Raw genomic sequence first — 25,990 nt, 5'->3', positions numbered from 1 at the left:
TACCTATGGCTCTACCAAATGCAAGAAAATTATTTTCCCAGATTTCTCACAGGATGCCCAAGAGAGAATGGATGGACATTCCTGTGGAAATCAAACAAGGTCGTTATTGTTATCCTGCTAACCCTAAAAGCCTTGAGTATGTTGGCATGCCTCATGCCCGCAAATGGAGTCCTCTGGATGATGATTGGAAGCTGCCAGAAAATTGGATGGAAATTATTCGCCAGGGCATGAAGGATAGGTTAGATAAGTTCAGAACTTTTAAAATTTTTATGGACATTTGTGTTCGTTGTGGAGCGTGTGCTGACAAGTGTCATTTTTTTATTGGCACAGGTGATCCTAAGAATATGCCTGTTTTAAGGGCTGAACTTTTGCGCTCCATTTATAGAGGTGAATTTACAACAGCAGGTAAAATATTAGGTCGTTTTGCAGGGGCAAGAAAGCTAACAGAAGAAGTTATTAAAGAGTGGTGGTATTATTTTTATCAATGCACAGAGTGTAGAAGGTGCTCTCTTTTCTGTCCTTATGGTATAGACCAGGCAGAAATTACAATTATAGGCAGAGAGCTCACCAATTTGCTTGGACTTAATACTGACTGGATCGCTACTCCTGTAGCCAACTGTTACAGAACTGGTAACCATCTTGGCATCCAACCTCATGCCTTTAAAGAGATGTTAGAGTTTTTCTGTGATGATATTGAGGATATTACAGGAATTCGTCCTGAACCTGAATTTAATAAAAAGGGAGCAGATATTTTATTTATAACTCCTTCAGGAGATGTTTTTGCAGACCCAGGCACATATACTTGTATGGGTTATTTAATGTTGTTTCATTATTTAAAAGAAGAATATGGTTTAGAAGTTACTTGGAGTACTTATGCTTCTGAAGGTGGTAATTTTGGCTTTTTTACTTCTCATGAAATGATGAAAAGGCTTAATGCTAAAATGTATCTGGAAGCCAAAAGACTTGGTGTAAAGTGGATTTTAGGTGGCGAATGTGGACATATGTGGCGTGTTATCCATCAATATATGGATACAATGAATGGTCCAGCTGATTTTCTAGAGGAACCTGTAAATCCGATTACTGGCACTAAGTTTGAAAATGCTAAATCTACAAAAATGGTTCATATAACTGAGTTTACAGCAGACTTAATAAAACATGGAAAGTTAAAATTGGATAAAAGTAGAAATGACCATATAAAAGTAACTTTCCATGATTCTTGTAATCCCTCCAGAGGTATGGGATTGTTAGAAGAGCCTCGTTATGTGATTAAAAATGTTTGTAACCATTTTTATGAGATGCCTGAAAATACTATTCGGGAACAGACTTTTTGTTGCGGTAGTGGTGCTGGTTTAAATGCTGGTGAAATAGAAGAGCTTAGATTTTTAGGTGGTCTTCCAAGGGCAAATGCTGTTAAGCATGTTCATGAAAAGCATGGGGTTAACATGCTTGCTTGTATTTGTGCAATTGATAGGGCTGCCTTGCCTCCACTAATGGAGTATTGGGTACCTGAGGTAGATGTTACAGGAGTTCATGAATTGGTGGGCAATGCCCTTATTTTGCCAGGGGAAAAAGAACGAGAGACAGATTTGAGGGGAGAACCCTTACCAGGTAAGGAGGGTTAACAAATGTATGATGGAGGAAAAATTCTAGCTGGATTAGCCATTTTCGTGGCATTATTTACGTTTCCTTTTTGGTATAATATTGGAAGTGCAGCCTATCAAAGGCCAAAATTAGAGCAGCCCAAAAGTAAGGCTTGTGTGGAAAGTGTGGAATTCATGCGAGCTGATCATATGCAATTATTAAATGAATGGCGAGATATGTATGTACGTGAACATATTACAAAATATAAGAGTCGCTTAACAGGTAAAGAGATTCATATTAGTTTAAGTAAAACCTGTATGAAGTGTCATGAAAGTAAAGAGAAGTTTTGTGATCAATGTCATACATCTTTGGCAGTGTCTCCCTATTGTTGGGACTGCCATGTGGCACCAAAGGGGGAGAAATAATGAAAAGCAACAGAAGACAATTTCTAAGGACAATTGGGTTAGCCACCTTGGGCTGGAGTTTGTGTCCAAGCTTGCTTAGAGCAACAGAGCATGGAGGAGCCCATGGTAAGGGAAAACGGTGGGCTATGGCAATTGATACTAAAAAACTTACTGAAGAAGTAATGGAAAAGTGTATCAATGCCTGTAATAAGGCTCACAATATTCCCCATATTCCAAACAAAAAAGAGATTAAGTGGATTTGGATAGAAACCTTTCATCATTTATTTCCTGGTCAGATGGGGGATAAGGTACACTTAAGTGAGTATCCAGAGAAAAAATCCTTAGCTTTATGTAACCATTGTGACAACCCGCCTTGTGTGAGAGTCTGTCCTACTAAAGCTACTTTTAAGAGAGAAGATGGCATAGTGATGATGGATTTTCACCGTTGTATAGGGTGTAGGTATTGTATGGCTGCATGTCCTTATGGTTCTAGAAGTTTTAATTTCTATGATCCGCGTAAGTTTTTGAAAGAGGAGAATATTAATTTTCCAACTAGAACAAAAGGTGTAGTGGAAAAGTGTTTATTCTGTTATGAAAGGTTAGATGAAGGGAAAAAGCCTTATTGTGTAGAGGCTGCAGAAGGGGTTATTTATTTTGGAGATTTAAATGACCCTCATTCAGAAGTAAGAAAGGTGTTGGCTGAAAGGTATGCTATTACACGTAAACCAGAATTAGGAACACTCCCTTGTGTGTACTACTTAATATGAGAGGTGAAAGGTCATGTTAGATAAAGCAATTAAAGGAAGTAAACTTTATTGGGGTTGGATTGGCCTTCTTTTAGCAGGGGTGGCTATAGGCTTTTTTGCCTACACCTTTCAAATGAGAGAAGGTCTTAGCATAACAGGAATGAGCAGAGATGTCTCTTGGGGTTTTTATATTGCTCAATTTACATTTTTGGTTGGTGTGGCTGCATCTGCAGTTATGATGGTTATTCCAAAGTATTTACATCATTATCAACCTTTTGCCAGGGTATTAATTTTAGGTGAATTTTTGGCAGTTGCAGCTGTTTCTATGTGTTTGCTTTTTATTGTTGTTGACTTAGGTCAACCTCAACGAATGTTAAATGTTTTGCTTCATCCTACTCCTGGCTCTATTTTATTTTGGGATATGATTGTTTTAAACGGGTATTTATTTTTAAACATTTTAATTGGTTGGGTAACTTTACAGGCCGAGCATAAAGGAGTTGAACCCCCAAAATGGATTAAACCTTTTATTTATATCTCCATTCCTTGGGCTGTTAGTATTCATACAGTAACCGCGTTTTTATATTGTGGCTTACCAGGAAGACATTTTTGGTTAACTGCTATTTTAGCTCCTAGATTTTTGGCTTCTGCATTTGCGTCAGGGCCTGCTTTTCTTATTTTGCTTTGTTATATTGTGAAGATTTTTACTAAATGGGATCCAGGAAAAGAAGCAATCCAAAGCTTAGCTAAAATAGTTACTTATGCGACAATAATAAACTTGTTTTTTGTAGCTTTAGAAGTATTTACAGCTTTTTATAGTAATATTCCTGGGCATATGATTCACTTAAAATACTTATTTGTAGGTTTAGATGGGCATTCTACATATGTAGCTTGGATGTGGGTAGCTATGTTAGCAGGTCTGGGTGCGTTTTTTATTCTTCTTTTTCCTCAAAATAGACAATCAGATAATGTTCTGGCAATAGCTTGTTTGTTAGTATTTTTAGGTTGTTGGATAGATAAGGGCCTTGGAATGATTGCAGGTGGATTTACTCCAAATCCTTTAGAAGAGATAGTGGAATATGCGCCCACTAAATTGGAGCTTTTGGTTACTTTTGGTGTATATTGTGCAGGCTTTTTGATTTTAACTATTCTTTATAAAGTAGCTATTGGGGTAAAAAAGGAAGTTGAAGGATAAGTTTTTATTGACATAAGCTGGCTTTATTGCGTAAAGCTAAAAAGGTTTATTTTAACTAAATAAAATTTAAGTGGAGGTTTTAAAATGGCTTGGAAAGTAACTGTAGACACTGATAAGTGCATTGGTTGTGGCGAATGCGTAGATGTATGTCCTGTAGAAGTTTATGAACTTCAGGACGGAAAAGCCACTCCAGTTAATGAAGAAGAGTGTCTTGGCTGTGAATCTTGTGTTGAAGTATGTGAACAGAGTGCTATTACAGTTGAAGAAGTCTAATAGTTATATTTTGTAAAAAAGGGGCCATGTTCTCTTGGCCCCTTTTCTTTTTTTTCTATTAAAAAAGTTTAATGATATCAATGGAGTATAAATATGGATTTTGATTTTACCCCTTATTTTGAGCGATATGAAGAAATATTAAGGGGGCTAGATAAAGTTTTTGCTCAAGTTAAAGAAAAATATCCAAAAGAAGTAAAGTGTGCCACAGGGTGTTGTGATTGTTGTTATGCTTTGTTTGATTTGCATTTAATAGAAGCTTTATATCTTAATCATCATTTTAAGCAATTAACAGAGAAAAAAAGAAATAGAATTTTGATTGATGCTGATAAAGCGGATAGAAAAATATATAAAATTAAAAGATTAGCATTTAAAATGCAACAGAAAGGTGCTTCTGAAGAGGAAATTTTTGCAGAAATTGGAAAACACAAAGTAAAGTGTCCTCTTTTAAATGAGGATAAGCAATGTGAATTATATCCTTATCGACCAGCAACATGTAGAGTTTATGGTATTCCCTTAAATATATATGGAAAAGCACATTGTTGTTCTTTATCTGGCTTTAAAGGAGGAGAAAAGTACCCTACGGTATATATGGAAAAAATTTATCAGAGTCTATTCCTATTAAGTCAAGAAATAGTACAAAATTTGAATACAAAATATACAGCTTTACATACTGTCTTGGTCCCTGTATCTATGGCCTTATTAACAGAATATGATGCAAACTACTTAGGTATTATTAAGAAAAAATTAGATAATAAGACAGAGCAAAATAAAGTAAGGCCAAATGCTTGGGTATTGGGAGAAGATAAATGAGTGGAAAGCTAGTTCTTAATTCAGAACAAGAACAGCAAAAGCGAGCTATCTATGAATCTTTATCTCCTCGAAGAAAAAGATTTATAGATAGAATAGGATATGATAAATGGGATCCTTTTCAAGAACCTAATGATCCTAGAAAAGAAAAAACAGATGTTACTAAACGAACTTCTGGTCAATTGTTTAAGGAATTTATTTCTGAGATGAATGCTGGAGAGAAAAGTAATGCCTTTAAACAAGGTGTATTAGAAATGTGTAAGGGCTTAGTAAATAGAGATGATAAGGTTAAAGGGATGTATTTTTTTGCTGTTTGGTACCATCGTCTTTTAGAGAAAGAAGGTCATTCTATTGATGAGGATGAATTTTAATAAAAAAAGGAGAATAAGGTGAACATAGAAGAATATATTTCTGATTTAAAGGCAAAAATAGTTCAGAGTCCAGATTGTGCTATACATCATTATAATTTGGGAGTTGCTTATTTAACCAAGAGAGATTTTGAAAGAGCAAAAGATGCCTTTAAGGATGCTATTATGTGTAGCTCAGAGATGGCAGAAGCTTATGTCCAATTGGGTGGTATTGCAATGCACGAAGGAGATCTTGATAGTTGTTATATGTATAATAAAAAAGCAAGTGAAATTCGTCCTAGATTTGCAGTTCCTTATGGAAATATGGGTTTTGTTTATTTGCAACAAGGTGAAATAAATAAAGCTATAAGAATATTAAAAAGAGCAATATCTTTAGATCCTAAATTTGTTCAGGCATATACTACATTGTCTAGTGCTTATCTTATGGATGGTGACTATGAAAGATGTATTGAAAATGCTACTAAGGCAATAGAATTACAGCCTATGTTTGGTCCAGCCTATAATAACTTAGGACTTGCTTATATGGAGTTAAAAGAATATCATAAAGCAAAAGAGTATTTTGAAAAGGCTCAGGAAACAGGATATGAGGTGGCTCCAGAGGTTTTAGAGGAGTTAGAAAAGGCCTTAAATAATCAAGTCTAGCTTCTTTTTTGGGTTGACAAAAAATAGCTATTGTGGGAAAAATCACAAAGTTAATGTAGATTAATAAATTCACCTAAAGGAAGGGTGATTTTATTAAGGTAATAGGTGGAGTTAAAAAGGTATTAACCACTATTTTAAGGAGGATTGAAATGCCTAAACATGAAACCCCATTGTTGGATCAGCTTGAGAGCGGTCCATGGCCAAGTTTTGTCTCTGAAATTAAGAGACAATCCGAGTTCAGGCATAAAAATGCCGAAGCAATGGAAAAGGCAGGGAAGCCCTATCAGATCCCTGTGGATGTGTGTGATGATTTGTTGGGTGTATTGGAAATGTCTTATAATGATGGCACTACCCACTGGAAACACGGCGGAATCGTAGGTGTTTTCGGTTATGGTGGTGGTGTTATTGGACGTTATTGTGACCAACCTGAAAAGTTCCCTGGGGTTGCCCATTTCCATACCATTCGTGTTAACCAACCAGCAGGTAAATACTACACTACAGAGTATTTAAGAAAACTTTGTGATTTGTGGGATTTTAGAGGTTCTGGCCTTACTAACATGCATGGTTCTACTGGTGATATTGTTTTCTTGGGAACAAGAACTGAGCAGTTGGAAGAGATTTTTGGGACATTAACTCATGAGTTTGAGCAAGATTTGGGTGGATCTGGTTCTAACTTGAGAACTCCTGCTTGTTGTTTGGGTGAGTCTCGTTGTGAATGGGCTTGTTATGATACTCAGGAGTTATGTTATCAATTAACAATGGAATATCAAGACGAGCTCCATAGGCCAGCTTTCCCATATAAGTTTAAGTTTAAATTTGATGGTTGTCCTATGGGTTGTGTTGCTTCTATTGCTCGTTCTGATATGTCTTTTATTGGTACTTGGAGAGATGATATTAAGATTGATCAAGAAGCAGTTGCTGCCTACATTGGTGGAGAGTTAAAGCCAAATGCTGGTGCTCATGAAGATGATACTCCTTTTGATATTCAGAAGGAAGTAATAGATCTTTGTCCTTCCCAATGTATGAGTTTAGAAGATGGCAAGCTTGTCATCAACAATAAAGAATGTGTAAGATGTATGCATTGTATTAGGGTTATGCCTAGAGCATTGCGCATTGGAGATGATAGAGGTCTTTCTATTTTCTGTGGCGCAAAAGCTCCTATTTTGGATGGTGCTCAAATGGGTTCTTTGTTGGTTCCATTTATTAAGGCAGAGCCTCCTTATGATGAAATTAAAGAGATTATTGAGAATATTTGGGATTGGTGGATGGAAGAAGGTAAAAACCGTGAGCGTCTTGGTGAATTAATGAAGAGACAAGGCTTACAAAAGCTCCTAGAGGTAACAGGAATTAAACCAGTTCCTCAACATGTTCAAGAGCCAAGACATAATCCTTATATTTTCTGGAAAGAGGAAGAAGTTCCTGGTGGATGGCAACGTGATATTAATGAATATAGAAAACTCCATCCAAGATAATAGATTGTTTTTAAAGGCAAGTTAATTAACTAGAGAAATTAAGAGGAGGTTTAAAATGACCTTTGTTCCTTCTGGATATTATAATCCTGATAAGCCAATGGAAGGCAGAATTACTGATATTGGTCCAAGACATTATGCTGAATTTCTGCCTCCAATTATTAAGAAAAATAAAGGCAAATGGTTGTGGCATGAGATCATAGAGCCAGGCATTTTAATGCATAAGGCTGAAAGTGGTGATGAGGTTTATACTGTACGTTGCGGTTCTCCTCGTCTTTTAAGTACTGAAACCATCAAAGAGATCTGCGAGATTGCTGATGAATATTGTGGTGGTTATGTACGTTTTACTACCAGAAATAATGTTGAATTTATGGTAGATAGCTTGGATAAAGCTAGAAAATTAAAAGAAGATTTGAATTCTCGTAAACATCCTGGTGGTAGTTATAAGTTCCCTGTTGGTGGTACTGGTGCTGGTATTACCAATATTGTACATACCCAGGGATGGGTACATTGTCATACCCCTGCAACTGATGCTTCTGGTACAGTGAAAGTTGTGATGGATGAATTATTTGAAGATTTTCAGAAAATGAGACTTCCTGCACAGTTGCGTATTTCTATGGCATGTTGTTTGAATATGTGTGGTGCTGTACACTGTTCAGATATTGCTATTTTAGGTTATCACAGAAAACCACCTATAATTGACCATGAGTGGTTAGATAATCTTTGTGAGATTCCTTTGGCAGTAGCTGCTTGTCCTACAGGTGCTATTCGTCCAACTAAAACAAAGATTACTACTGAAAGCGGTGAGGAAAAAGAAGTAAAGACTGTTGCTATTAAACAAGAAAGATGTATGTTCTGTGGTAACTGTTATACTATGTGTCCTTGCTTGCCTTTGGCAGATAAGGAAGGTGATGGTATTGTTATTATGGCAGGTGGTAAGCTTTCTAACTGCATTACCCCACCAAAGTTCTCTAAAGTTATTGTTGCTTTTATTCCAAACGAGACTCCTCGTTGGCCTCAACTTGCTCAAACTATGCGTAAATTAGTTGATACTTATGCTAAACATGCTAGAAAATATGAACGTTTTGGTGATTGGGCAGAGAGAATTGGTTGGGAAAGATTCTTTGAACTTTGTGAATTAGAATTCTCCCATCATCTTATTGATGATTTCCGTGATCCTGCTTACTATACTTGGAGACATACAACTCAGTTTAAGTTCTAGAGTTAGTAGAGTTTTATTATAGGCGCTCTCAATTTGGGGGCGCCTAAAACCTTAAAAAGGGGTGTGGTTTTATGGATAATGCAGAAGCAAAACAAAAAATTTTAGAATTTTTAGAGTCTAAAAAAGGTAAAAAAACTAAATTTTATTTTAATGATTTTACTAAACTTCTTCCTGATATGAAAAGCAGGGCTGTTAAAAAATTGTTGACAGAGCTTATTAATGAAGGTGTATTAGAATTTTGGTCTAGTGGTAGTACTACTATGTATGGTTTAGCTGGTGCTGGAAAACAGCATGCAGAAGAAGAAGGTGAGTAAAATTTTTGCCACCTGCTGAATATCAACTGAGGTGCAAGAGCAGGTGGAAAGGAGTTGTTTCCCGAGATTTTTACTTGCGGGTTTAAGAGGAGGTTCAGGAAAGACTTTAGTCAGTTTAGGACTGGGTAGAGTTTTAACTGAAAAAGGTTATAAAATAAAAGCCTTTAAAAAGGGTCCAGATTATATTGATGCTAAATGGCTAAGTTTAGCTGTTGGCAGTGAGGCATCTAATCTGGACCCTTTTTTGTTTCCTAAAAACAAAGTTAAGGATCTTTTTTTTAGTTTTAGAGATGATTTTGATCTGGCCTTAGTAGAAGGCAATAGAGGCTTATTTGATGGTAAGGATATTTATGGTTCTTTTTCTACCGCAGAGTTAGCTAAGTTGCTAGGTATTCCTGTTATTTTAGTTGTAGATTGTACAAAGATTACTAGAACAATGGCAGCTATTGTCTTGGGCATAAATTCTTTTGAGCCAAATTTAAACTTAGCAGGAGTAATTTTAAATAGAACAGCAGGGCCAAGACATAGAAAAATTCTACGAGATTCTATTGAATATTATACTGATGTGCCAGTACTTGGAATTTTACCTAAGCTTAAAACTAATCCTATTCCAGAACGCCATATGGGATTGATTTCTGATCAAGAATATAATCAAGAGGTTGGGAAAATTTTTCAAACATTATCTAAAGTATGTAAAGATAATCTTGATATAGAGAGAATTATCAATATTGCTCAAGAGGTTCCCTTATTTCATAAGATTAAAGTTCCTTTGTTTAATAGAATTAATAAAGATGAAGTTTGTATAGGTATTGTAAAAGATTCTGCTTTTTGGTTTTATTATGAAGAAAATTTTAAGGCATTAGAAGCTGCAGGGGCTAAATTGAAATTTTTAAGTTTATTAGATGATAGTCCTTGGCCAGAGATAGATGCACTTTATATTGGAGGAGGGTTCCCTGAGACCCTTGCTTTACAATTAGAAAATAATAGATTTAAGAGACAATTATTAAATAATTTGGCGAACTCAGGATTACCTATTTATGCAGAGTGTGGCGGATTGATGTTTTTAAGTCGCAGTATTACCTTTCACGAGAACACTTATCAAATGGCAAATGTTTTCCCCATAGATATTGGAGTGCAGAAAAAACCCAAAGGACATGGTTATGTAGAAGGAGAGATTAATTTAAAAAATCCGTTTTTCCCAAAAGGTTATAAATTATTAGGACATGAATTTCATTATTCTTACTGTTTAAATGAAAGGATTGAGTTAGATTTTGCTTTAAATTTAGCAAGAGGAGTTGGAGTGTGTTCTGGGAAAGATGGAATAATTTATAAAAATGTATTTGCAAGCTATACTCATATCCATGCTCTGGGAAATCCAAAATGGGCTAGAAACTTTGTTTTAGCAGCTAAACAATATCAGTTGTATAAACAAAGCAATACATTACCTGCACCTAAAATTATTGCCTCGTAAATATGACTTATCCCTGTCTTGTGTGGCCCGAAAAACAACATCTTTTTTATCCTAATCTAAAAGAATATATTTTTTGTGTTTTAGAAAAATATTTTCAAGGGAGAAATATTCTTTATCACGGCGATAATTTAGTTTTGTTAACTTGGCTTTTGAAAAATAAACAAAAAGTTGATTTAATTTATATTGATCCACCATTTGCCACTAATTCTATTTTTTATTTAAAGCGAAGTATTGGAGATGCTTCATATAATAAGAAAAAAGAATTAATTAATTTTCCTTGTTATGATGATGTTTGGAAAACAGGTATTAATTCATATCTTAATATGCTCTATTCTCGTTTAATTTTAATGCATAAAATTTTGTCAGAAACAGGTAGCATTTATGTTCATGTCGATTATAGAGTAAGTGCTTATGTAAGAATTTTATTAGATGAAATTTTTGGAAGAGATAATTTTATTAATGAAATTATTTGGTTCTATAAAACAGGGGGAGTTCCTGAAAAGATAGGTTTTAGCAAAAAACATGATGTTATATTTTTTTATACTAAAAATAGAAACAAAGCCTATTGGAGTCCGCAAAAGGAGAAATCATATTTAAAACATAGATATGGTTTTTCTAATATAGATATAAAAAAAGATTCTAAGGGAGAATATACTTTAGTTTATTGTAGAGATGTTTTTGATATTCCTGCACTTAGAGGCAATCACCCAGAACGAGTAGAATATGCTACTCAGAAACCAGAAGAACTATTAGAGCGTTTAATTTTAGCTTCTAGTAAAAAAGGTGATATTGTTGCTGATTTTTTTTGTGGTTCAGGAACTGCTTTAGTAGTTGCAGAGAAATTAGGAAGAAGGTGGATAGGATGTGATAAAGGAGTTTGGCCTATTCATGTATGTAGAAAAAGACTTTTACAAAGAGTTAAGAAACCTAATTTTCAGATAGTAAAAATAACAAAACAAGAGCAGCAAAATTCCCTTAAGCCTACTATATTTGATCTTCAGGTAAGTGTAAAAAAAGAACATCGTTTTAATATTATTGGCAATTATTTTAAAATAACTATTTTAAAAAATAGTAAGAAGTATTGTTTTTGCTTGGAAGATTTTTTTCCTTTAAAAGAAGATGAAAGTTTTAGTAAGAAGTTAAAAATAAATAAATGGTCTGATTGGATAGATTTTTGGGCAATTGATGTGGAGGGAAGGGATGAATTTGTTCCAACTTGGTTTAGCTTTCGAACTAGATTTAATAGAAATATAGAGCTTAAATCTCCTTATTTAAAAATTAAGAAAAAAGTAGTAAAGATTAAAGTGATTTCTTTTTGTGGAACAGAATATACTCAATTTATTAAAATGAAATAAATTTGCTATTTTAGTTTAGTGAAAATATTTTTAATGAATGATTAAAAAAGCCGAGAGAAATTTAAATTTCTCTCGGCTTTTTAATTTTGTTTAAAGACGAAGGTTTATGGAGCTAACTTAAGAGCTTCTTCTATTCTTTCTTTACCGATTACATCGTAAAATTCAGGATAGATTTTCATCATAGCTTTTTTCCAGACTTTTCTCTCTTCTGGAGTTAAGTAGTGAATTTGTACTTTACCAGAGGCCTTAATTTTTTCTAATTGTTCTTGATTTAGTTCAGCAGCTAGCTTTCTTTCGTAATTGGTTGCTTCTTTTACACAAGAGCTAAGGATGTCTCGCAGATTTTGAGGTAGTGAATTCCAGAAGATTTGGTTAGTTACTAACATATAACCAAGATATCCATGATTACTTATAGTCATATATTTTTGTACTTCATAGAATTTTTTAGTGTAAATATTAGAGATAGTATTTTCTTGTCCATCAACAACACCTTGTTGTAAAGCACTGTAAACCTCAGAAAAAGGTAATACTTGAGGGCTTGCTCCAACTACCTTAAATTGGGCTTCTAATACTTTAGAGGACATAATTCTAAATTTTTTACCTTTAATGTCTTTAGGTAATCTTATGGGATTATCATCTAAAGTAAGTTGTTTAAAACCGTTGTCCCAATATGCTAATCCAATGAGTCCCATTCTAGAAACACCTTTTAATAATTCTTTCCCTACCTTACTATCCATAAATTTATGAAGGTGTTCTGTATTTTCAAAAAGGAAAGGTAAATCAAATATTTGAAGTTCTGGGACAAAACCAGTGAATTTAGAAAAACTTGGGCAAGCCATTTGAATGGCGTTCATTTTTAAGGCTTCTAAGGCTTCTCTATCCCCATATAAGGCAGCATTGGGATATACCTGTACTTTAATTTTTCCCTTTGTTCTTTCTTCTACTATTTTTTTAAGATATTCTGCTGCTTTGCCCTTAGGAGTATCCACTGCTACCACATGGCTAAATTTAATTACATAGGTTCTAGCCATGGCTGGGTTTATAGCCAATGCTAGCGTTAAGGTTAACGCTAAAATAAAAACACTTACTTTACTTTGCATAAGAAAACCTCCTTAAAATTTTTGATATGATTAAAACATTAACCACCATAAATAATATTAGGTAAAAATAGTGATATTTGTGGAATATATGTAATTATAGCTAAACCTACTAAAAGAGCAAAAAACCAAGGCAAAGATGCTTTTATGGTTTCTTGCAATGATAAACCAGAAATACCGCTTGCCACAAATAAATTAAGTCCCACAGGGGGAGTAAGCATACCTATTTCCATATTAACGGTAATTATAACACCTAAGTGAATGGGGTCAATTCCTAGTGCTACAGCAATGGGATAAATTAAAGGAGCAAGAATCATAATAAGACTTGAAGGTTCCATAAAGTTCCCTGCAGCTAAAAGTAAAACATTAACGAATATAAGAAAAGAATATTTATTTAAATTTAGGCTAATTATCCACTGAGTTAGGGCTTGAGGAATTTGTTCTATGGTTAGAAAGTATGCAAAGATCATAGCATTGGCAATAATAAACATAATCATTGCAGCTGTGATTGCTGAAGCTTTAATAACTTTTGGAATATCCTTCCAAGCTAAATCCTTATAAATGAATTTGGATACAAAAAAAGCATAAACAGCAGATACAGCAGCAGCTTCTGTAGGAGTAAACAGGCCTCCGTAAATTCCTCCAATAACAATAATAATAACCAACAGTCCCCAGATTGCATCTTTAAAAGCTGACCAAATTTCTCTTAAAGAAGCTCTGGGTAATTTTTCTCTTCCTTCTTTTTTAGCAGCTAAATAAGTTACTAGCATGAGCATACCGCCTAGAAAAATAGCAGGCATAACTCCGGCCATAAATAATTTTCCTATAGATTGATCCACAGTGATACCATATACAATTAAAACAATAGAAGGAGGCATTAGAATACCTAAAGAACCTGCACAGGCAATTGATCCTACTGAAAAAGCATTGGAGTAGCCGTCTTCTTTAATAGAACTTATCATAAGAGAGCCTATTGCTGCCACAGTGGCAGGGGAAGAACCGCTTACTGCAGCAAATATAATGCAAGCAAAAATTGCTGAGATAGGAAGACCTCCTGGTATATGGCCTACTACTGTTCTTGCAAACTTTATAATTCGTTTGGCTGTTCCGCCATGGGACATAAAATTTCCCATTAGAATAAATAAAGGGATGGCCATTAAGGCAAATTTATCAAGAGAGCCAAATAATTTTTGGGCTACTAACATTGGGGGATCATAGGTAAAAATAAGCAGAGAGACTACTGTAGATAGACCAAGGGCTACTGCAATTGGAATGCCCATGAATAGGAATAAAAATAATAAGCCAAAAAGAGTAAGTGCTGACATTACTTGTTCTCCTTTTATATTCTATTGATTTTGATCTTGCATAATTTGATCATAACTAAACTTGTCTGCTGGTGTGCGTATAGTTTTAAGTAACTTTAAAAAAACTTGATAAGTAGAGATTAAAAGAGAAAGTGGTACACATAAATAGATAATCCAGAAGGGTATTCTGAGATCTATATCAATTTGATGTAGGTTTATACTGAAGATAATAAAATCTATTCCCCATTTGGTAAAACAAATTAAAAATAATAAAATTATGATGAGATTTATGATGAGCAGGATCTTTCCTATCTTTGGTTTTAAACTTTGAATTATAATAGTTACACCAATATGCATTCCTGTTCTAAATCCATAAGCTGCCCCAAATAGGGCTGACCAGATAAATAGATAAGCGGTTAAGGCTCCTGCCCAAGGAAGAGATGTGTTTAAAAGATATCTTAAAACTACGTTAATAAAAGCAACTATGGTTGCTACAGACATGCAAATTGTCATTATGACTAGAGAAAAATAAGAAATAGCCTTGTCCAGTTTTGCGAGCATATCTTGATCTCCTCTACTTAGATAATTATTAATCTTAGAAGTATATAAAAATACTTTTAGATTAAAAGTGGAATATTTGTGATTTTAGTGTAAGAAAATTTCTTACATTTTAAATTTAAATTAATTTTAAAGAAATAGCAAAACGGGAGATATCCGCATTATTTCGGAGTTTTAATTTTTTTAAGATTCGTTGTCTATAGGTATCAATAGTTTTTACGCTTAAATTATAGGCTTCTGCTATTTCTCTATTTGTTTGTCCAAGAGCGATCCTTTTTAATACTTGTAATTCTCGCGTAGATAATAAGTCTATGGGAGATTTATTTTTTCCCTGGGCTATCTTTAAGGCAATTACTTCGGCAACATCTTCTGGCAAATAGCGTTTACCTGCATGTACTTTTCTAATAGCATCTACTAATTGCGTGGACACAGCTTTTTTAGTGATATATCCCATAGCTCCTATCTCTATAGCTCTAAATACATATTGTTCTTCTTCGTGCATAGTTAAAATTAATATAGGTAATTTAGGAAGATGTTTTTTTATCATATCAACTACTTCTAAGCCATCATAATGTGGCATAGATATGTCCACAATGGCGACATCTGGTTTTTTTTCCAAAATAATTTTTATGGCTTCTTTGCCATCCAGAGCAGTTCCAACTACTTCCATATCAGGACACTCTTCGATAATTCTCTTTAGACCTTCTAACATTATGTAATGATCATCTGCTATAATCACTTTTATTAGAGAGTTCATTGTTTTACCCCTTGTTTACTTTTAAACTGGAATAGTACAGATAACTTCTGTTCCTTTATTGGGCTTGGAAATAATAACAACTTTACCACCAATTAACTCAGCACGTTCTTTCATTCCAACAATTCCAAATCCTGAGAATTTTTTATTACTTTTTGTATCAAATCCTTTTCCATTGTCTTTGATGCGAATTTGTAAGTGAGTATCATTATAGGAAACAGAGATATCTATTTTTTGAGCAGCAGCATGCCTAATAGCATTAGTTATTGCTTCTTGAACTATTCTATAAATAGCAGTAGTTGTGGTGTCATCTAATTCAGGTATTCTTGATTTAGTAAAAGTATATACAATGTTGGTTCTTTTTTCAAAATCTGATAGAAGTGATTCTAAGGCCTCTATTAAACCTAAATGGTCTAGTGTACTTGGTCTTAATTGAAAAGCAAGATTTCTTACTTCGTCAATGGTTTTATCTATCAATTGCTGCATCAACTTAGCTCTTGAGGCTGCCTGGTCATCTATTTTTTTTAATTTTTTTTCTAGCCAATGGGCATCCATATTAAGAACAGTTAAAATTTGTCCCAATTCATCATGGAGTTCTTTAGCTATTCTAGCTCTTTCAATTTCTTGGTTTTTTATAATGTTTTTAGAAAGTTGTTTTAGTTTTTTTTGGGTTTTTTCCAGTTCTGTAATATCTGTAGATATTCCGACAACTCCTGTTACTTCTCCATTATCAGTACAAATTGGTGATTTTATGGACCAAAATGTATAAGAATGTTTATTTATATTTATTATCTCTTTTGAACGAATATACTTTTTTTGTTGCAATGCTTTTTTATCATTTTTTTCAAATTGTATAGCTATCTCTTTAGGTAAAACTTCTTCGTCTTTTTTGCCTTGTATCCATTCATTTGAGACTTGAAATAATTTTTCAAAGCCAGGATTGACTAATTTATATCTTAATTGTTTATCTTTTAAATAAATAATGGAAGGAGTATATCTTAATATAGCATCTATTTCCATTGATCTTTGTTTTACAAGTTCTTCTAATTGCCTAGAGTACTGACTTAATTTTTTCTTGGCCTCTCTAAGTTGTTTTTGTTCTTTTAATCTTTCAGTTACGTCTACAGATATTGCCAAAGTTTCAACAACCTCTCCGTGTTCATTTCTGATTCCATAACAAGATAATAATATATCCATAACTTCACCATTCTTTTTTACAAATTGATAATGAAAATTTTTTAAAAATCCTTTTTTAAAAAAAATTGGTAGTATTCTTTGTTCAGCCCTTTTTTTGGAAGAGGGAGTAAAGAATTCTGTTAGTTTTTTGCCGATTACTTCTTCTCTAGAATATCCTGTAGCTTCTAACCAAAAATCACTTACTCGCAGAAGTCTGTAGTTTCGGTCAATAGAGTGAAGCATTGCTGGTGTTTTATGATAAATAGAGCGATATTTGTTTTCACTAATGCGAAGTTGTTTTTCTACTAATTCTCTTTTTTTTAATTCCTTATGTGCTATTTTAGAGAGAAAATAAACAAGAATTCCAATTAAAAACATAATAATCAAAATGACTGGTCCACCTATTTCGATAATAGGTTTATGAAGATTTTTTAAAATATATTTCATTTCTAAGAGATAGAAGATATTCCAGCCAGGAAAAAAAGATATTTCTTTTTTAAATACAAGATATTCTTTAGAGGACTTATCCCATGCTTTATCTTTAAGGAACTTAAAGCCACTATAAGGCCAAGGTCCATCGCCCATTTGCCTACTGGCTTTTAATTTTTGAATAGTTTTTGCATCTAGAGGGGTAATAGAATGAAATAGCCATTTAGATTTATTTGAGATGAAAATAATACCATTTGGATCTATAAAAAAGAAAATACCAGGAAATCTTGCAAGAAAGCTCGATTCTAAATATTCAATAGGGGTTTTGATTACTGCAACTCCTATTGGATGAGATAAAGTTTTCCCGTAAATAGGAGCACTAAAATAAACTCCTCGTTTATGGGATGTCGTACCTAGTGCAGGGTATACACATAATTTTCCCTGCATTGCTTGTTTAAAGTATGGTCGAAAAGAAAAATTTTTTCCCACAAAATTATGTTTTGTATGTCTGTTACTAGATGCAATAGTATTTCCATGAATATCCATTAAATAACATGCTTCTGTCTGAAAGGAAGTAGAAAAAACATCTAAGATATAATTTATTTTTTTTAAATTGTTATGAGATGGATTAATAAAAAATATTTTTATTTCTTCTAAATTGCTGAGTGTTTTTACTGCTAATTTATATTTTCTTAAAAAAAGAGATATATTTTGATTTACGTTGTCAACAGTGGTTATACATCTTTGTCTAGTTTCTTTTAATAAAGAATTTCTGACTTTAAAGTAGTATATACTTCCACCAATTGCGGCAAAAATAAAGGTCAAAATAGATAAAGTGAAAATTACAAATTTTATTTTTGAGTAATCAGAATAATTTTGTTGTGTGGGCATACGATAAGGTTGTTAGTTATTTTTGTTAAGAAAGAAGTATAAACGAATTGTTTTTATTTTCAAGTAGGTTAACTTTGATATTTTTTATTTGTATGGCCTATTCTAAAAGGGAATAGACTTTTTGAAAAAAGGATAATATTAAAAGTTAGGTAAACTTAATTTATGGGAGGTTGCAAAAATGGAAAAGATTTTAATTTTAGGCTGTAAAATGGCTATGAATGATGTATGTATTGGTTGCTCAAGGTGTTTGGTTGCTTTTAATCGGAGAGAAGGAGAATTCGCTAGATATGGTAAAGATGCGGAAATTGTTGGGTTGTTAAATTGTGGAGGATGTCCTGGTTCAGTTATTGTTACTAGGTTGGTTCAATTGAAATTATGGAATATGCCATTAAAAGAACAAATAACTAAGATTCATATTGCATTTTGCATGAATAATTGTCCGTATAAAGATGAGTTAGTGAAAAAAATACAAGCTAAAGCTGGCATCGAGGTGGTAATGGGTACCCATCCTTACAAGCCAGAAAATATTTTTTCTAGTTAGGTTGACCTTATTTAGATTCGTATTAGAGGAGTAAAATGAACTAAAATTTTTAATCTACTGCAGGGCAAACACATTAAATTTTAGATAGGTTAAGTTGTATTTTTAAAATTTTTTATATTATTAGGAAGTGGTTCTTTAACAATTTTTTAGAGTGTTTGCCCTGATAATGTTTTGTTAAAATTAAATTTTTAACTGTGTGTTTTAGCTCAGAAAATGATTTTTATTTTAAGAAAGGACAAAAAGATTTTACTTGAGGTGTAAAAATATTGTTTTTATTTTTTTGATAAAGAATTAAAGGTGGAAGAATTTTTGTTCCAGGATTTCCGTTTTTGATGGCTTTTATGAGTACAATTTTAGCATTTTGATTGCTTCTGGGATGAATAAAAAGCATTTCTTTTATTACAAAATTATAGCAATTTAATGTGGTTATAAGGTAGGAAATATTTTCAGAAAGGTAAGATAAAACCAGCTCTCCTTTATTTTTAAGTAGTATTTTACATCCTTTTATAAAGTCTTTTAGAGAAGTTTCGTATTCAAACTTGGCTTTATTTTTAGCAGAAACTGGCGATAGTTTTCCTTTTCCGATAGGTCTATATGGTGGATTTAAGATAATTTGATCAAAAAAGTCATTCACTTTAAAAAGTTTTTTAGTGTCTTTTATGTTACCTATAATTATTTTATAATGGTCATTTAAGTTTAATAATGAGGCATTTTTATAAGCTAAGATACCCATAAAAATTTCTTTTTCTAATCCAAAAACTTTTAAATTTAAGTTAGGATTAAGTAATAAAGTTCCTAAACCTATCACTCCACATCCACATCCAAGATCTAAAATTTTCCATTTTTTTTTGGGTTTTGCAAAGCAACTCAAAAGAAGAGAATCAATAGCAAAACGAAATCCTTGTTGTGTTTTAGGTTGTTTTAAAATTTTTGGAAATTCTATTAAATCCATGAGTAAAATAATAATCCACTAGGTACTTTTGGGTAAAAATAAGTAGATTTTCTTGGCATAAGTTTATTGCTAAGTGCAATTGATTGAAATAGTTCTGGATCAACTTTTTTTACTAAAAAGGCTGTTTGGATTTTATTTTGAGATAATTTCTCTTCAATTTCCTCTAAAAAAGGTGTGTATTTTATATAATTACCTGTTTTTATTTTTTCTTCATTTAAATTAAGTTCTTTTTTTAAAATAAATTCATCTAAAAGATAAGTACTTAAATTATAAAAATAATTTGTTCTAGGTTTTTTGAATTTAAAGCCAAATTGATTTGTTTTTTGCTTTAAAATAAAGTCAAAATTGTTTGCAATAGGATTGCTACCTGTTTCTGTTAAGTCTTTAACTTCAAATAGTTCTTGAGCAGAATGAATGACTTTTTGAAAATTAAATTTTTCTTCCCAAGTTAACATCCTATGATAGGGAAGTATCTCAACGCCAGGAGAGGTAATATTACTTAAATAGATAAAGATATAATCCCATGGCCCTGGCTTGGCTTTTTTTTGTTTATAAGCCAGAGCTGTCTCATATCGATGATGTCCATCTGCTATAAAAAACTTTTGTTTTTGGAAAAAAAGTTTAATTTCTTGGTTATATTTTTTTGGTATTTTCCATAAGATATGTTCTATTTGTTCATTTTCTTTATAGGTTAATATAGGAGATATTTCCTCTATTGTTTCTCCTAAGTGTGTTAAAAAGAGAGTTTTATCTGCATAAACTCCAAAGATTGGACTGAGTTGAGAAGAGGTTTTTTCCATTAAATTTAGACGATCTTGCTTTGCTTTGGGATATGTTTTTTCATGAGGAAAAATATTTTTTTCTCCTAATGGAGATAGTTTTAATCCTCCAAATATTCCCCAACGTGTTAGCTTTTTTTGTCCTATTTTATAGTTTGTTTTCATTAAATAAAAACAAGGAGCAGGACTTTGAATAAGAATTTCATTTTGAATCCAGTTTAAAAGTAAGTTTTTAGCTTCTAAATAGCTTTGAGGAAGATCTAAGTGAACAAAATTATATGAGCTTTTTTGGGCAAATATTTCTTTTTGTTTTTGTCCATAGACATCATAAGGTGGTGTGATTATCGAATCTGGATTAAGCCCTTTTTCCCAGTTATAAGTAAAAAATTTTAAAGGAATAAATGTATCCATTTCTACCTCTTCCTAGATATATTTTGAATAAAAGTGGAGACAATTAATTTCGCAGAATTAGCTTTAAAAAAGTAGGATATAATTAAATAATTTATAGCAATCAAGGGAATTGTTGTTAGTGACCATAGACTAAACTTTCTTAACCAGTGTGCAATCAATAAAATAGTAAGACTTAGAAAAAAAGAGATAGATATTTCTTTTAAATCAAATGAGAAATTTAATTTTTGACGGAGTTTATAGATTAAAAAAACAATGTTTGCCCAAGAAGCAATAGATACAGCTAAGGCAAGGCCAATATGTTGAATGTATTGCATCAGTAAAAAACCTAAACTAATATTTAAAATTAGGCTTAAAAAAGCTGAATATACAGGGGTTTTAGTATCTTCAAAAGCATAAAAAGTTGAAACTAGGGTTTTAGTAAGAGAAAATGCTGGTAGTCCTACAGCATAGGCTATTAAAGCATAAGCTGTAGAAGTTACAGCCTGGTCAGTAAAAGATCCATGACCAAAGAGTAATTTTATTATAGGATTAGAAAATCCAATTAAACCTGCTACTGCAGGCAAAATAATAAATAAATTTAAATTAATAGCCAAAGAAAGCGATTTTTCAACTTCTCTCCATTTCTTTTGAGCTAACAAAAGACTAAAAGACGGTAAGGCAACTGTACCTATCGCAATTCCAAATATTCCTAAGGGAAATTGGACTAATCTATCAGCATAATAGAGATAAGAAATAGAACCTTGAGGCAGAAATGAGGCCAATAGAGTAGTTAAAAGAATGTTGATTTGATATATTGCGGCTCCAAAAATAGTGGGAAGAATAAGAAAAAATATTTTCTTTAATTCTTCAGAAAACAGATTGATAGGTCCTTTAAGTGAAAATCCATGTTTTTTAAGAATAGGAAATTGGCTAAGAGCTTGCAGTACTCCCGCAAAAAATACGCCTATAGCTAAAGAATAACTTATGGGAAATTTAAAAGAATAGCCAATAAGAGCAGCTCCAATTAAAGTAATGTTCAATACACAAGGAGCTAAGGCTGGGAAAAAAAAGTGTTCAAAAGAGTTTAGTATCCCCATATAAAGGGCCACTGAAGAAATAAAAATAATATAGGGTAAGCAGATTCTAGTAAGATTTACGGTTAAATTAAAAATTTCTGGTTTATCTTTAAACCCAGGAGCAATGACTCCTACGAGAGGAGATGCCCATATAATGCCAATTGTTACAATAAAACCTAAAATAATAAGAAGCCAGAGTTGAAGAGAGCGAGCAACTAAAAAGGCTTTTTCCTTACCATATTTAGAGTTAGTTTTGGTAAAGACAGGAATAAAGGCCATACTAAGAGAGCCTTCAGCAAATAACCTTCTCAATAAATTAGGTATTCTAAAGGCAACAAAGAAAGCATCTGCTTCAGGCCCAGCTCCTAAAATTATAGCAAGACATAAATCTCTAAGAAAGCCTAAAATACGGCTCAATAAGGTTATAGAAGCTACAATAAAAGTATTTTTAGCTAGAGATACGTTATGTTTCTTTTGAATATTCACAAGGATATTACCTGGTTTTTGCGTTGGTGTAGATAGTTGAAGGACATAAATCAAGTTTTTTAAAAAGCATGTAAAATCAACACATTATAAAAAGTTTATTTGAAATATTTGCTAAGAGTTTTTTCTATCAATTTTTGAGTAAATACATCCCTAAATATTATAGGTCGTAAGGGATTTTGTTTAGGGAAAAAAGCCACCAATGGAATGCTTTGGCTATTTAGAGCATTTAAAAGCTGCTTTCCTTCAATGTTATTAGTAGTTAAATCCACCTTAATTGTGATAATATCATATTGTTTATGTAATTTTCTTATAAATTTTTTTGTTAGAACAGTTTTTTCTAATACCTTACATGTTGGACACCAGTTTGCTGTAAAATCTACTAATATATGTTTTTTACCGATGATATTTAGAAAGGTATTAGTTTTGTAAGTTGTCCAAATATTATCATTTTTATTTATGTTAGATATCCATAATATAGATGTCATCAAATAAATTACAAATAATATTTTATATAAAAATTTGATAATATGGTTACTATTATTAATTAAGAAATTTTTGTATATCCATAAAAGAAATGATATAGTTAATAAAACTATCAATGTTTTAAATAAAAATAATGATGGAAGTAGATATAGTAAATATATACAAGTAGCTAGAAGTAAAAATCCAATTATTTTTTCTAACAAAAGATTCCATTTTCCAGTTTTTGGAAAAAAGATGATAAGGTTAGGATAAAAAGTTATAATAATATATGGGAAAGACAAACCAATTCCTATGCTTATAAAGACAATAAACGTTATTAAAGGAGAATTGTTAAGTGTCCAAGCTAATACCCCGCCAAGTAGAGGGCCACTGCATGGCGTTGCTAAAAGGGTTATAAAAAGTCCTGTTAAGAAAGCTTCTGTTTTTAAGTGTGGGCTTGGTTTGCTAAGATTTAGCATAGGTAGCTGACATAATTCAAACATCGAAAGAGCTAAAATAAAGATAAAAAATAAGATTCCCAGTATAAACTTAGGAGTTTGAAAAATTTCTCCCCACGAGACTTTGGTCCAAGCCAAGAATAGGGCTAATATAGAAAAATAGGTTAAGATACCTAAAATAAAAAAGAAGTTATGGGTTTTAAATATTTTTATTTGTTTTTGTTGAGTTAAAATGCTTTGAAAAGCTCTTAATTTGAGACCTATTACAGGTAGTATACAAGGCATTAGGTTTAAAATAAGTCCTGCTAAAAAACCAAATAGAATTGCTTGAGTTAGGCTTTTGGTTTCTAAGTGAGGAAAAATAGGTTGAGGAGAAAATTTAGGAAGTTGCTTATAAACTTGGAGAGAAGGTTGTGCTTTGAAGAACATCTTGGGCTTAGACCTAGAGAGAATACTTTGAAGAGAGGAAGGAATCTTTTTTTTAGGATATTTTAAAGTAAATTCAATATTTTGTTCTAGGGGAAAGCATTTGGTTGCAGAGCATAATAGTAATTTTAGATGGAGGTATAGTTTTTTTGATAAAAGAGAAGAAGGTATTATAATAAAAAAAGGAGTTGCATTTTTGTACACCGCAATTGATTCACGAGGATCTATAGGATTAGGAATATAGGAGGCAGGTGGATAGTAAACAGGTAGTTGTATATTATCTATATAAGCAGTTATACGCGTAGACTGCTGATGATCCCCTTTACTAGGGGCATAAAAATGCCAGTTTTTTTTAGGCGTTATCCAAAAAACAAAAATGTTGTTTTTGGATTGTGTTGAAAAATAAATAGATGATTTAAATTTATAAGGTTTAAGTTTTTGAGGAAAAATATTTTGAACCTGTAAGAAAAAAATTAAAAAAAGAATACATAGACTTAAAATTTTTTTATTTTTATTAAGATTGGAGTATTTAGATAGTTGCATAAGATTTTTGTTAGTTTTGATTTTTTAAATAATATCCTAACGATAAATATCTTTTAATCCTTTTGCATTTCTATTTTATATTAAAAATTTATTTTTTGGTTGACAATAGTTTTTATAAGCTATAAAAAACTTAGCTCGTTGGTTGGGCTACTAGCTCAATTGGTAGAGCAGCGGACTCTTAATCCGTTGGTTCAAGGTTCGAGTCCTTGGTAGCCCACCATTTTTTATCCCCTCTTTTAATTTCTTTTTTCTCCTTGCACCTTAAGATAGTGTTCCTGAGTATTTAAATTAGCTTTTCTATTAACTCGATTCTTTTAAGATGTCTTTCCCCAGCAAATTTAGTTTTTATAAAAGCAGAGGCAATGTGTTTAGCTAGATCTACGCCTACAACTCTTTCTCCTAAGCAAAGAACATTAGCATCATTATGTTCTCTTGCTTTAATGGCCATATATTCATTAATACATAGAGCTGCGCGAATCCCTTTGAACCTATTGGCTGTGATACTCATTCCAATACCTGTTCCACAGATCAGTATTCCTAGTGTTTGGTGTTCTAGCACTTTTACACATAGGTTTCTGGCATATACAGGATAGTCACAGCTGCTTGTTTCTTTTGTCCCAACATCAAGTATTTCAAATTCTGGATGAAAGAAGTCCATTAGGGTTCTTTTTAGGTTTATTCCAGCATGGTCTGATCCAAAGACAAGAATTTTTTTGTTTTCCATGGTATTCTCCTTTCCTTATTTAGAATTTGAATCTATAAAATAACTTATTTTTGTTTTTCTGGCAGTTAAAAGATGGCTAATGTGCGCTTCATGTTCTTTTTTTAAAAATTCTATTTCTTTTTTTAAAAATTTTATTTGTTCAAGATGTAGGGTTATAATTGGGTTATTTAAGGTGTTAAGCTCACTTATCTCTTTACCCAAGAGAGTATATTCTATGTTTAGCCTTTTTTGTAGCTGTGTTAGTTCGATTTTTTTTAACCATTTTAGGATACTTAAAGCAATTTCACTAAAGCAAATACGCACGCCTACATAATAAATTATGAATAAATTTTTTACTTTTTTTAACATATTAACCTCAGTTTACGACTTGATAAACTTGTACTTCTTTTGGAAGAGTTAGTTCAATTTTGTCAAGTTTGAATGTAGGTTTTATTTTTTTTTGATATATTTTAAGAAAAAAGTCTTTAGGACCATATATATATATTTTACTTGGTAAATAGAAAGAACTTATTTTTTTGTATTTTAAAAAATTAATCTTATAATTTTGTAAAACCAACTCTTTTATTGTGCCGTTGTGATTTATAGTTAGAGAGTTGATATTATTGTCGTTAAAAATATACTTAATTGTGTTATTTTCAATTAATATTGACCTTGGTTTTGTAATGATACTTATTTTTCCTAATAATAACTCAACAGTTTTGTTTAAATTAAAGGGCAGTGGATATCCAAGTTTTATTAGTTCTAAATTAGGATTGTTAGAAGTATAAGCTATTTTCTCATAAGGAAAGAATACTAAAAAATTATGAGGAGTAACTTGCCACATAGAAAGAGTTTGCCCTAATGAAGATGATATATCAAAACGAATAATTTTATTGAACTTCCCAAAGCAAGTATATATAAGACGATGTTTTTTATTTTTATCGCGTATATGTACAGCTCCTTTTAAAAGAAACGAATTAATAGTGTTAAGCTGTTTTTGATGAGATATAAAATTTTCCCATACGCTTAACGTAGAAATTTTTCTTACTTTTTTAACCGTACAAGAAAAAGATAATAAAAAGCAGGTAAACAGAATTATTAAAAATTTTATCTTCACAGAT

Annotated in this window: 26 protein-coding genes and 1 tRNA gene; 15 read left to right on the top strand and 12 right to left on the bottom strand. The window is 32.1% G+C overall.

What is annotated here, in order from left to right; translation table 11 throughout:
* The first annotated feature begins 5 nt into the window (after positions 1-5).
* The 13 genes from dsrK to BLP60_RS04610 all read left to right on the top strand — a co-directional run bounded on the left by dsrK (position 6) and on the right by BLP60_RS04610 (position 11,844).
* Complete coding sequence (gene dsrK / locus BLP60_RS04670; RefSeq protein ID WP_092064200.1) at positions 6-1,622, top strand: sulfate reduction electron transfer complex DsrMKJOP subunit DsrK; 1,617 nt, start codon at positions 6-8, stop codon at positions 1,620-1,622.
* Between the two features lie 3 nt (positions 1,623-1,625).
* Positions 1,626-2,006, top strand: coding sequence for a sulfate reduction electron transfer complex DsrMKJOP subunit DsrJ (gene dsrJ / locus BLP60_RS04665; protein WP_092064197.1), 381 nt, complete (start codon positions 1,626-1,628; stop codon positions 2,004-2,006).
* Positions 2,006-2,752 carry a sulfate reduction electron transfer complex DsrMKJOP subunit DsrO gene (gene dsrO / locus BLP60_RS04660; RefSeq protein ID WP_092064194.1) on the top strand — a complete coding sequence of 249 codons (747 nt, stop codon included), beginning with the start codon at positions 2,006-2,008 and terminating at the stop codon, positions 2,750-2,752. Before dsrJ ends, dsrO begins: the two co-directional genes overlap by 1 nt.
* Before the next feature lie 13 nt (positions 2,753-2,765).
* A complete protein-coding gene (gene dsrP, locus BLP60_RS04655) occupies positions 2,766-3,923 on the top strand; it encodes a sulfate reduction electron transfer complex DsrMKJOP subunit DsrP (RefSeq protein WP_092064192.1) in 1,158 nt (385 codons plus the stop codon).
* Between the two features lie 84 nt (positions 3,924-4,007).
* Positions 4,008-4,196, top strand: a complete 189-nt coding sequence (locus BLP60_RS04650) for a ferredoxin (RefSeq protein ID WP_092064189.1) — start codon at positions 4,008-4,010, stop codon at positions 4,194-4,196.
* Positions 4,197-4,289: 93 nt separating this feature from the next.
* Entirely contained in the window at positions 4,290-5,006 is a 717-nt protein-coding gene (locus tag BLP60_RS04645) for a CxxCxxCC domain-containing protein (RefSeq protein WP_200779106.1), read from the top strand.
* On the top strand, positions 5,003-5,374 hold the full coding sequence (locus tag BLP60_RS04640) for a hypothetical protein (protein ID WP_092064186.1): 372 nt from the start codon (positions 5,003-5,005) through the stop codon (positions 5,372-5,374). The genes BLP60_RS04645 and BLP60_RS04640 overlap by 4 nt, the downstream gene beginning before the upstream one ends.
* 18 nt (positions 5,375-5,392) lie before the next feature.
* Positions 5,393-6,013 (top strand): tetratricopeptide repeat protein, encoded by a 621-nt coding sequence (locus BLP60_RS04635; protein WP_092064183.1) that lies wholly within the window; start codon positions 5,393-5,395, stop codon positions 6,011-6,013.
* 149 nt (positions 6,014-6,162) lie between these two features.
* Positions 6,163-7,485, top strand: a complete 1,323-nt coding sequence (gene dsrA / locus BLP60_RS04630; RefSeq protein ID WP_092064180.1) for a dissimilatory-type sulfite reductase subunit alpha — start codon at positions 6,163-6,165, stop codon at positions 7,483-7,485.
* 55 nt (positions 7,486-7,540) lie between these two features.
* A complete protein-coding gene (gene dsrB / locus BLP60_RS04625; protein WP_092064177.1) occupies positions 7,541-8,704 on the top strand; it encodes a dissimilatory-type sulfite reductase subunit beta in 1,164 nt (387 codons plus the stop codon).
* A gap of 71 nt (positions 8,705-8,775) precedes the next feature.
* The gene (locus tag BLP60_RS04620; RefSeq protein ID WP_092064174.1) at positions 8,776-9,018 is read left to right on the top strand and encodes a dissimilatory sulfite reductase D family protein; all 243 of its coding nucleotides are present in this window, start codon (positions 8,776-8,778) and stop codon (positions 9,016-9,018) included.
* 43 nt (positions 9,019-9,061) lie between these two features.
* Positions 9,062-10,489, top strand: a complete 1,428-nt coding sequence (locus BLP60_RS04615; protein ID WP_200779105.1) for a cobyrinic acid a,c-diamide synthase CobB — start codon at positions 9,062-9,064, stop codon at positions 10,487-10,489.
* 2 nt (positions 10,490-10,491) lie between these two features.
* Positions 10,492-11,844, top strand: a complete 1,353-nt coding sequence (locus BLP60_RS04610) for a DNA methyltransferase (RefSeq protein WP_092064168.1) — start codon at positions 10,492-10,494, stop codon at positions 11,842-11,844.
* 104 nt (positions 11,845-11,948) lie between these two features.
* Here the strand turns inward: BLP60_RS04610 and BLP60_RS04605 are convergent, their stop codons facing one another.
* From BLP60_RS04605 to BLP60_RS04585, 5 genes are all read right to left on the bottom strand, one after another.
* Positions 11,949-12,944: a TRAP transporter substrate-binding protein gene (locus BLP60_RS04605; protein WP_092064165.1), complete on the bottom strand. Its 996-nt coding sequence runs from the start codon at positions 12,942-12,944 to the stop codon at positions 11,949-11,951.
* Positions 12,945-12,982: 38 nt separating this feature from the next.
* On the bottom strand, positions 12,983-14,266 hold the full coding sequence (locus BLP60_RS04600) for a TRAP transporter large permease (protein WP_092064162.1): 1,284 nt from the start codon (positions 14,264-14,266) through the stop codon (positions 12,983-12,985).
* A gap of 21 nt (positions 14,267-14,287) precedes the next feature.
* The gene (locus BLP60_RS04595) at positions 14,288-14,806 is read right to left on the bottom strand and encodes a TRAP transporter small permease (RefSeq protein ID WP_092064159.1); all 519 of its coding nucleotides are present in this window, start codon (positions 14,804-14,806) and stop codon (positions 14,288-14,290) included.
* A 115-nt stretch (positions 14,807-14,921) separates the two neighbouring features.
* Positions 14,922-15,560 (bottom strand): response regulator, encoded by a 639-nt coding sequence (locus BLP60_RS04590; protein WP_092064156.1) that lies wholly within the window; start codon positions 15,558-15,560, stop codon positions 14,922-14,924.
* A gap of 21 nt (positions 15,561-15,581) precedes the next feature.
* On the bottom strand, positions 15,582-18,053 hold the full coding sequence (locus tag BLP60_RS04585) for a sensor histidine kinase (protein ID WP_092064153.1): 2,472 nt from the start codon (positions 18,051-18,053) through the stop codon (positions 15,582-15,584).
* A gap of 178 nt (positions 18,054-18,231) precedes the next feature.
* On the opposite strand from BLP60_RS04585, the gene BLP60_RS04580 reads away from it, so the two are divergent.
* Entirely contained in the window at positions 18,232-18,594 is a 363-nt protein-coding gene (locus tag BLP60_RS04580; protein ID WP_092064150.1) for a CGGC domain-containing protein, read from the top strand.
* A 220-nt stretch (positions 18,595-18,814) separates the two neighbouring features.
* Here the strand turns inward: BLP60_RS04580 and BLP60_RS04575 are convergent, their stop codons facing one another.
* The 4 genes from BLP60_RS04575 to BLP60_RS04560 form a co-directional block, all read right to left on the bottom strand.
* A complete protein-coding gene (locus tag BLP60_RS04575; protein WP_092064147.1) occupies positions 18,815-19,546 on the bottom strand; it encodes a tRNA1(Val) (adenine(37)-N6)-methyltransferase in 732 nt (243 codons plus the stop codon).
* Positions 19,537-20,736, bottom strand: a complete 1,200-nt coding sequence (locus BLP60_RS04570; RefSeq protein WP_092064144.1) for a DUF1015 family protein — start codon at positions 20,734-20,736, stop codon at positions 19,537-19,539. The genes BLP60_RS04575 and BLP60_RS04570 overlap by 10 nt, the downstream gene beginning before the upstream one ends.
* Positions 20,737-20,738: 2 nt before the next feature.
* Complete coding sequence (gene murJ, locus BLP60_RS04565; protein ID WP_234970953.1) at positions 20,739-22,277, bottom strand: murein biosynthesis integral membrane protein MurJ; 1,539 nt, start codon at positions 22,275-22,277, stop codon at positions 20,739-20,741.
* 95 nt (positions 22,278-22,372) lie between these two features.
* On the bottom strand, positions 22,373-24,166 hold the full coding sequence (locus BLP60_RS04560; RefSeq protein WP_092064141.1) for a protein-disulfide reductase DsbD family protein: 1,794 nt from the start codon (positions 24,164-24,166) through the stop codon (positions 22,373-22,375).
* Positions 24,167-24,310: 144 nt separating this feature from the next.
* Between BLP60_RS04560 and BLP60_RS04555 the strand changes: the two genes are divergently transcribed.
* Positions 24,311-24,386: transfer RNA gene (locus tag BLP60_RS04555), tRNA-Lys, on the top strand.
* Between the two features lie 63 nt (positions 24,387-24,449).
* Here BLP60_RS04555 and rpiB read toward each other — a convergent pair.
* From rpiB to BLP60_RS04540, 3 genes are read right to left on the bottom strand one after another with little or no spacing between them, the layout of a single operon-like run.
* Positions 24,450-24,890 carry a ribose 5-phosphate isomerase B gene (gene rpiB, locus BLP60_RS04550; protein WP_092064138.1) on the bottom strand — a complete coding sequence of 147 codons (441 nt, stop codon included), beginning with the start codon at positions 24,888-24,890 and terminating at the stop codon, positions 24,450-24,452.
* A 15-nt stretch (positions 24,891-24,905) separates the two neighbouring features.
* Complete coding sequence (locus tag BLP60_RS04545; RefSeq protein WP_092064135.1) at positions 24,906-25,238, bottom strand: hypothetical protein; 333 nt, start codon at positions 25,236-25,238, stop codon at positions 24,906-24,908.
* Positions 25,239-25,245: 7 nt separating this feature from the next.
* A complete protein-coding gene (locus BLP60_RS04540) occupies positions 25,246-25,986 on the bottom strand; it encodes a hypothetical protein (protein WP_092064132.1) in 741 nt (246 codons plus the stop codon).
* Between the last annotated feature and the right edge of the window lie 4 nt (positions 25,987-25,990).

This window comes from Desulfonauticus submarinus, from assembly GCF_900104045.1.
Lineage (GTDB): Bacteria > Desulfobacterota > Desulfovibrionia > Desulfovibrionales > Desulfonatronovibrionaceae > Desulfonauticus > Desulfonauticus submarinus.
The sequence above is the reverse complement of the archived record's forward strand: the minus strand, read 5'-3'. Positions and strand labels throughout refer to the sequence as shown.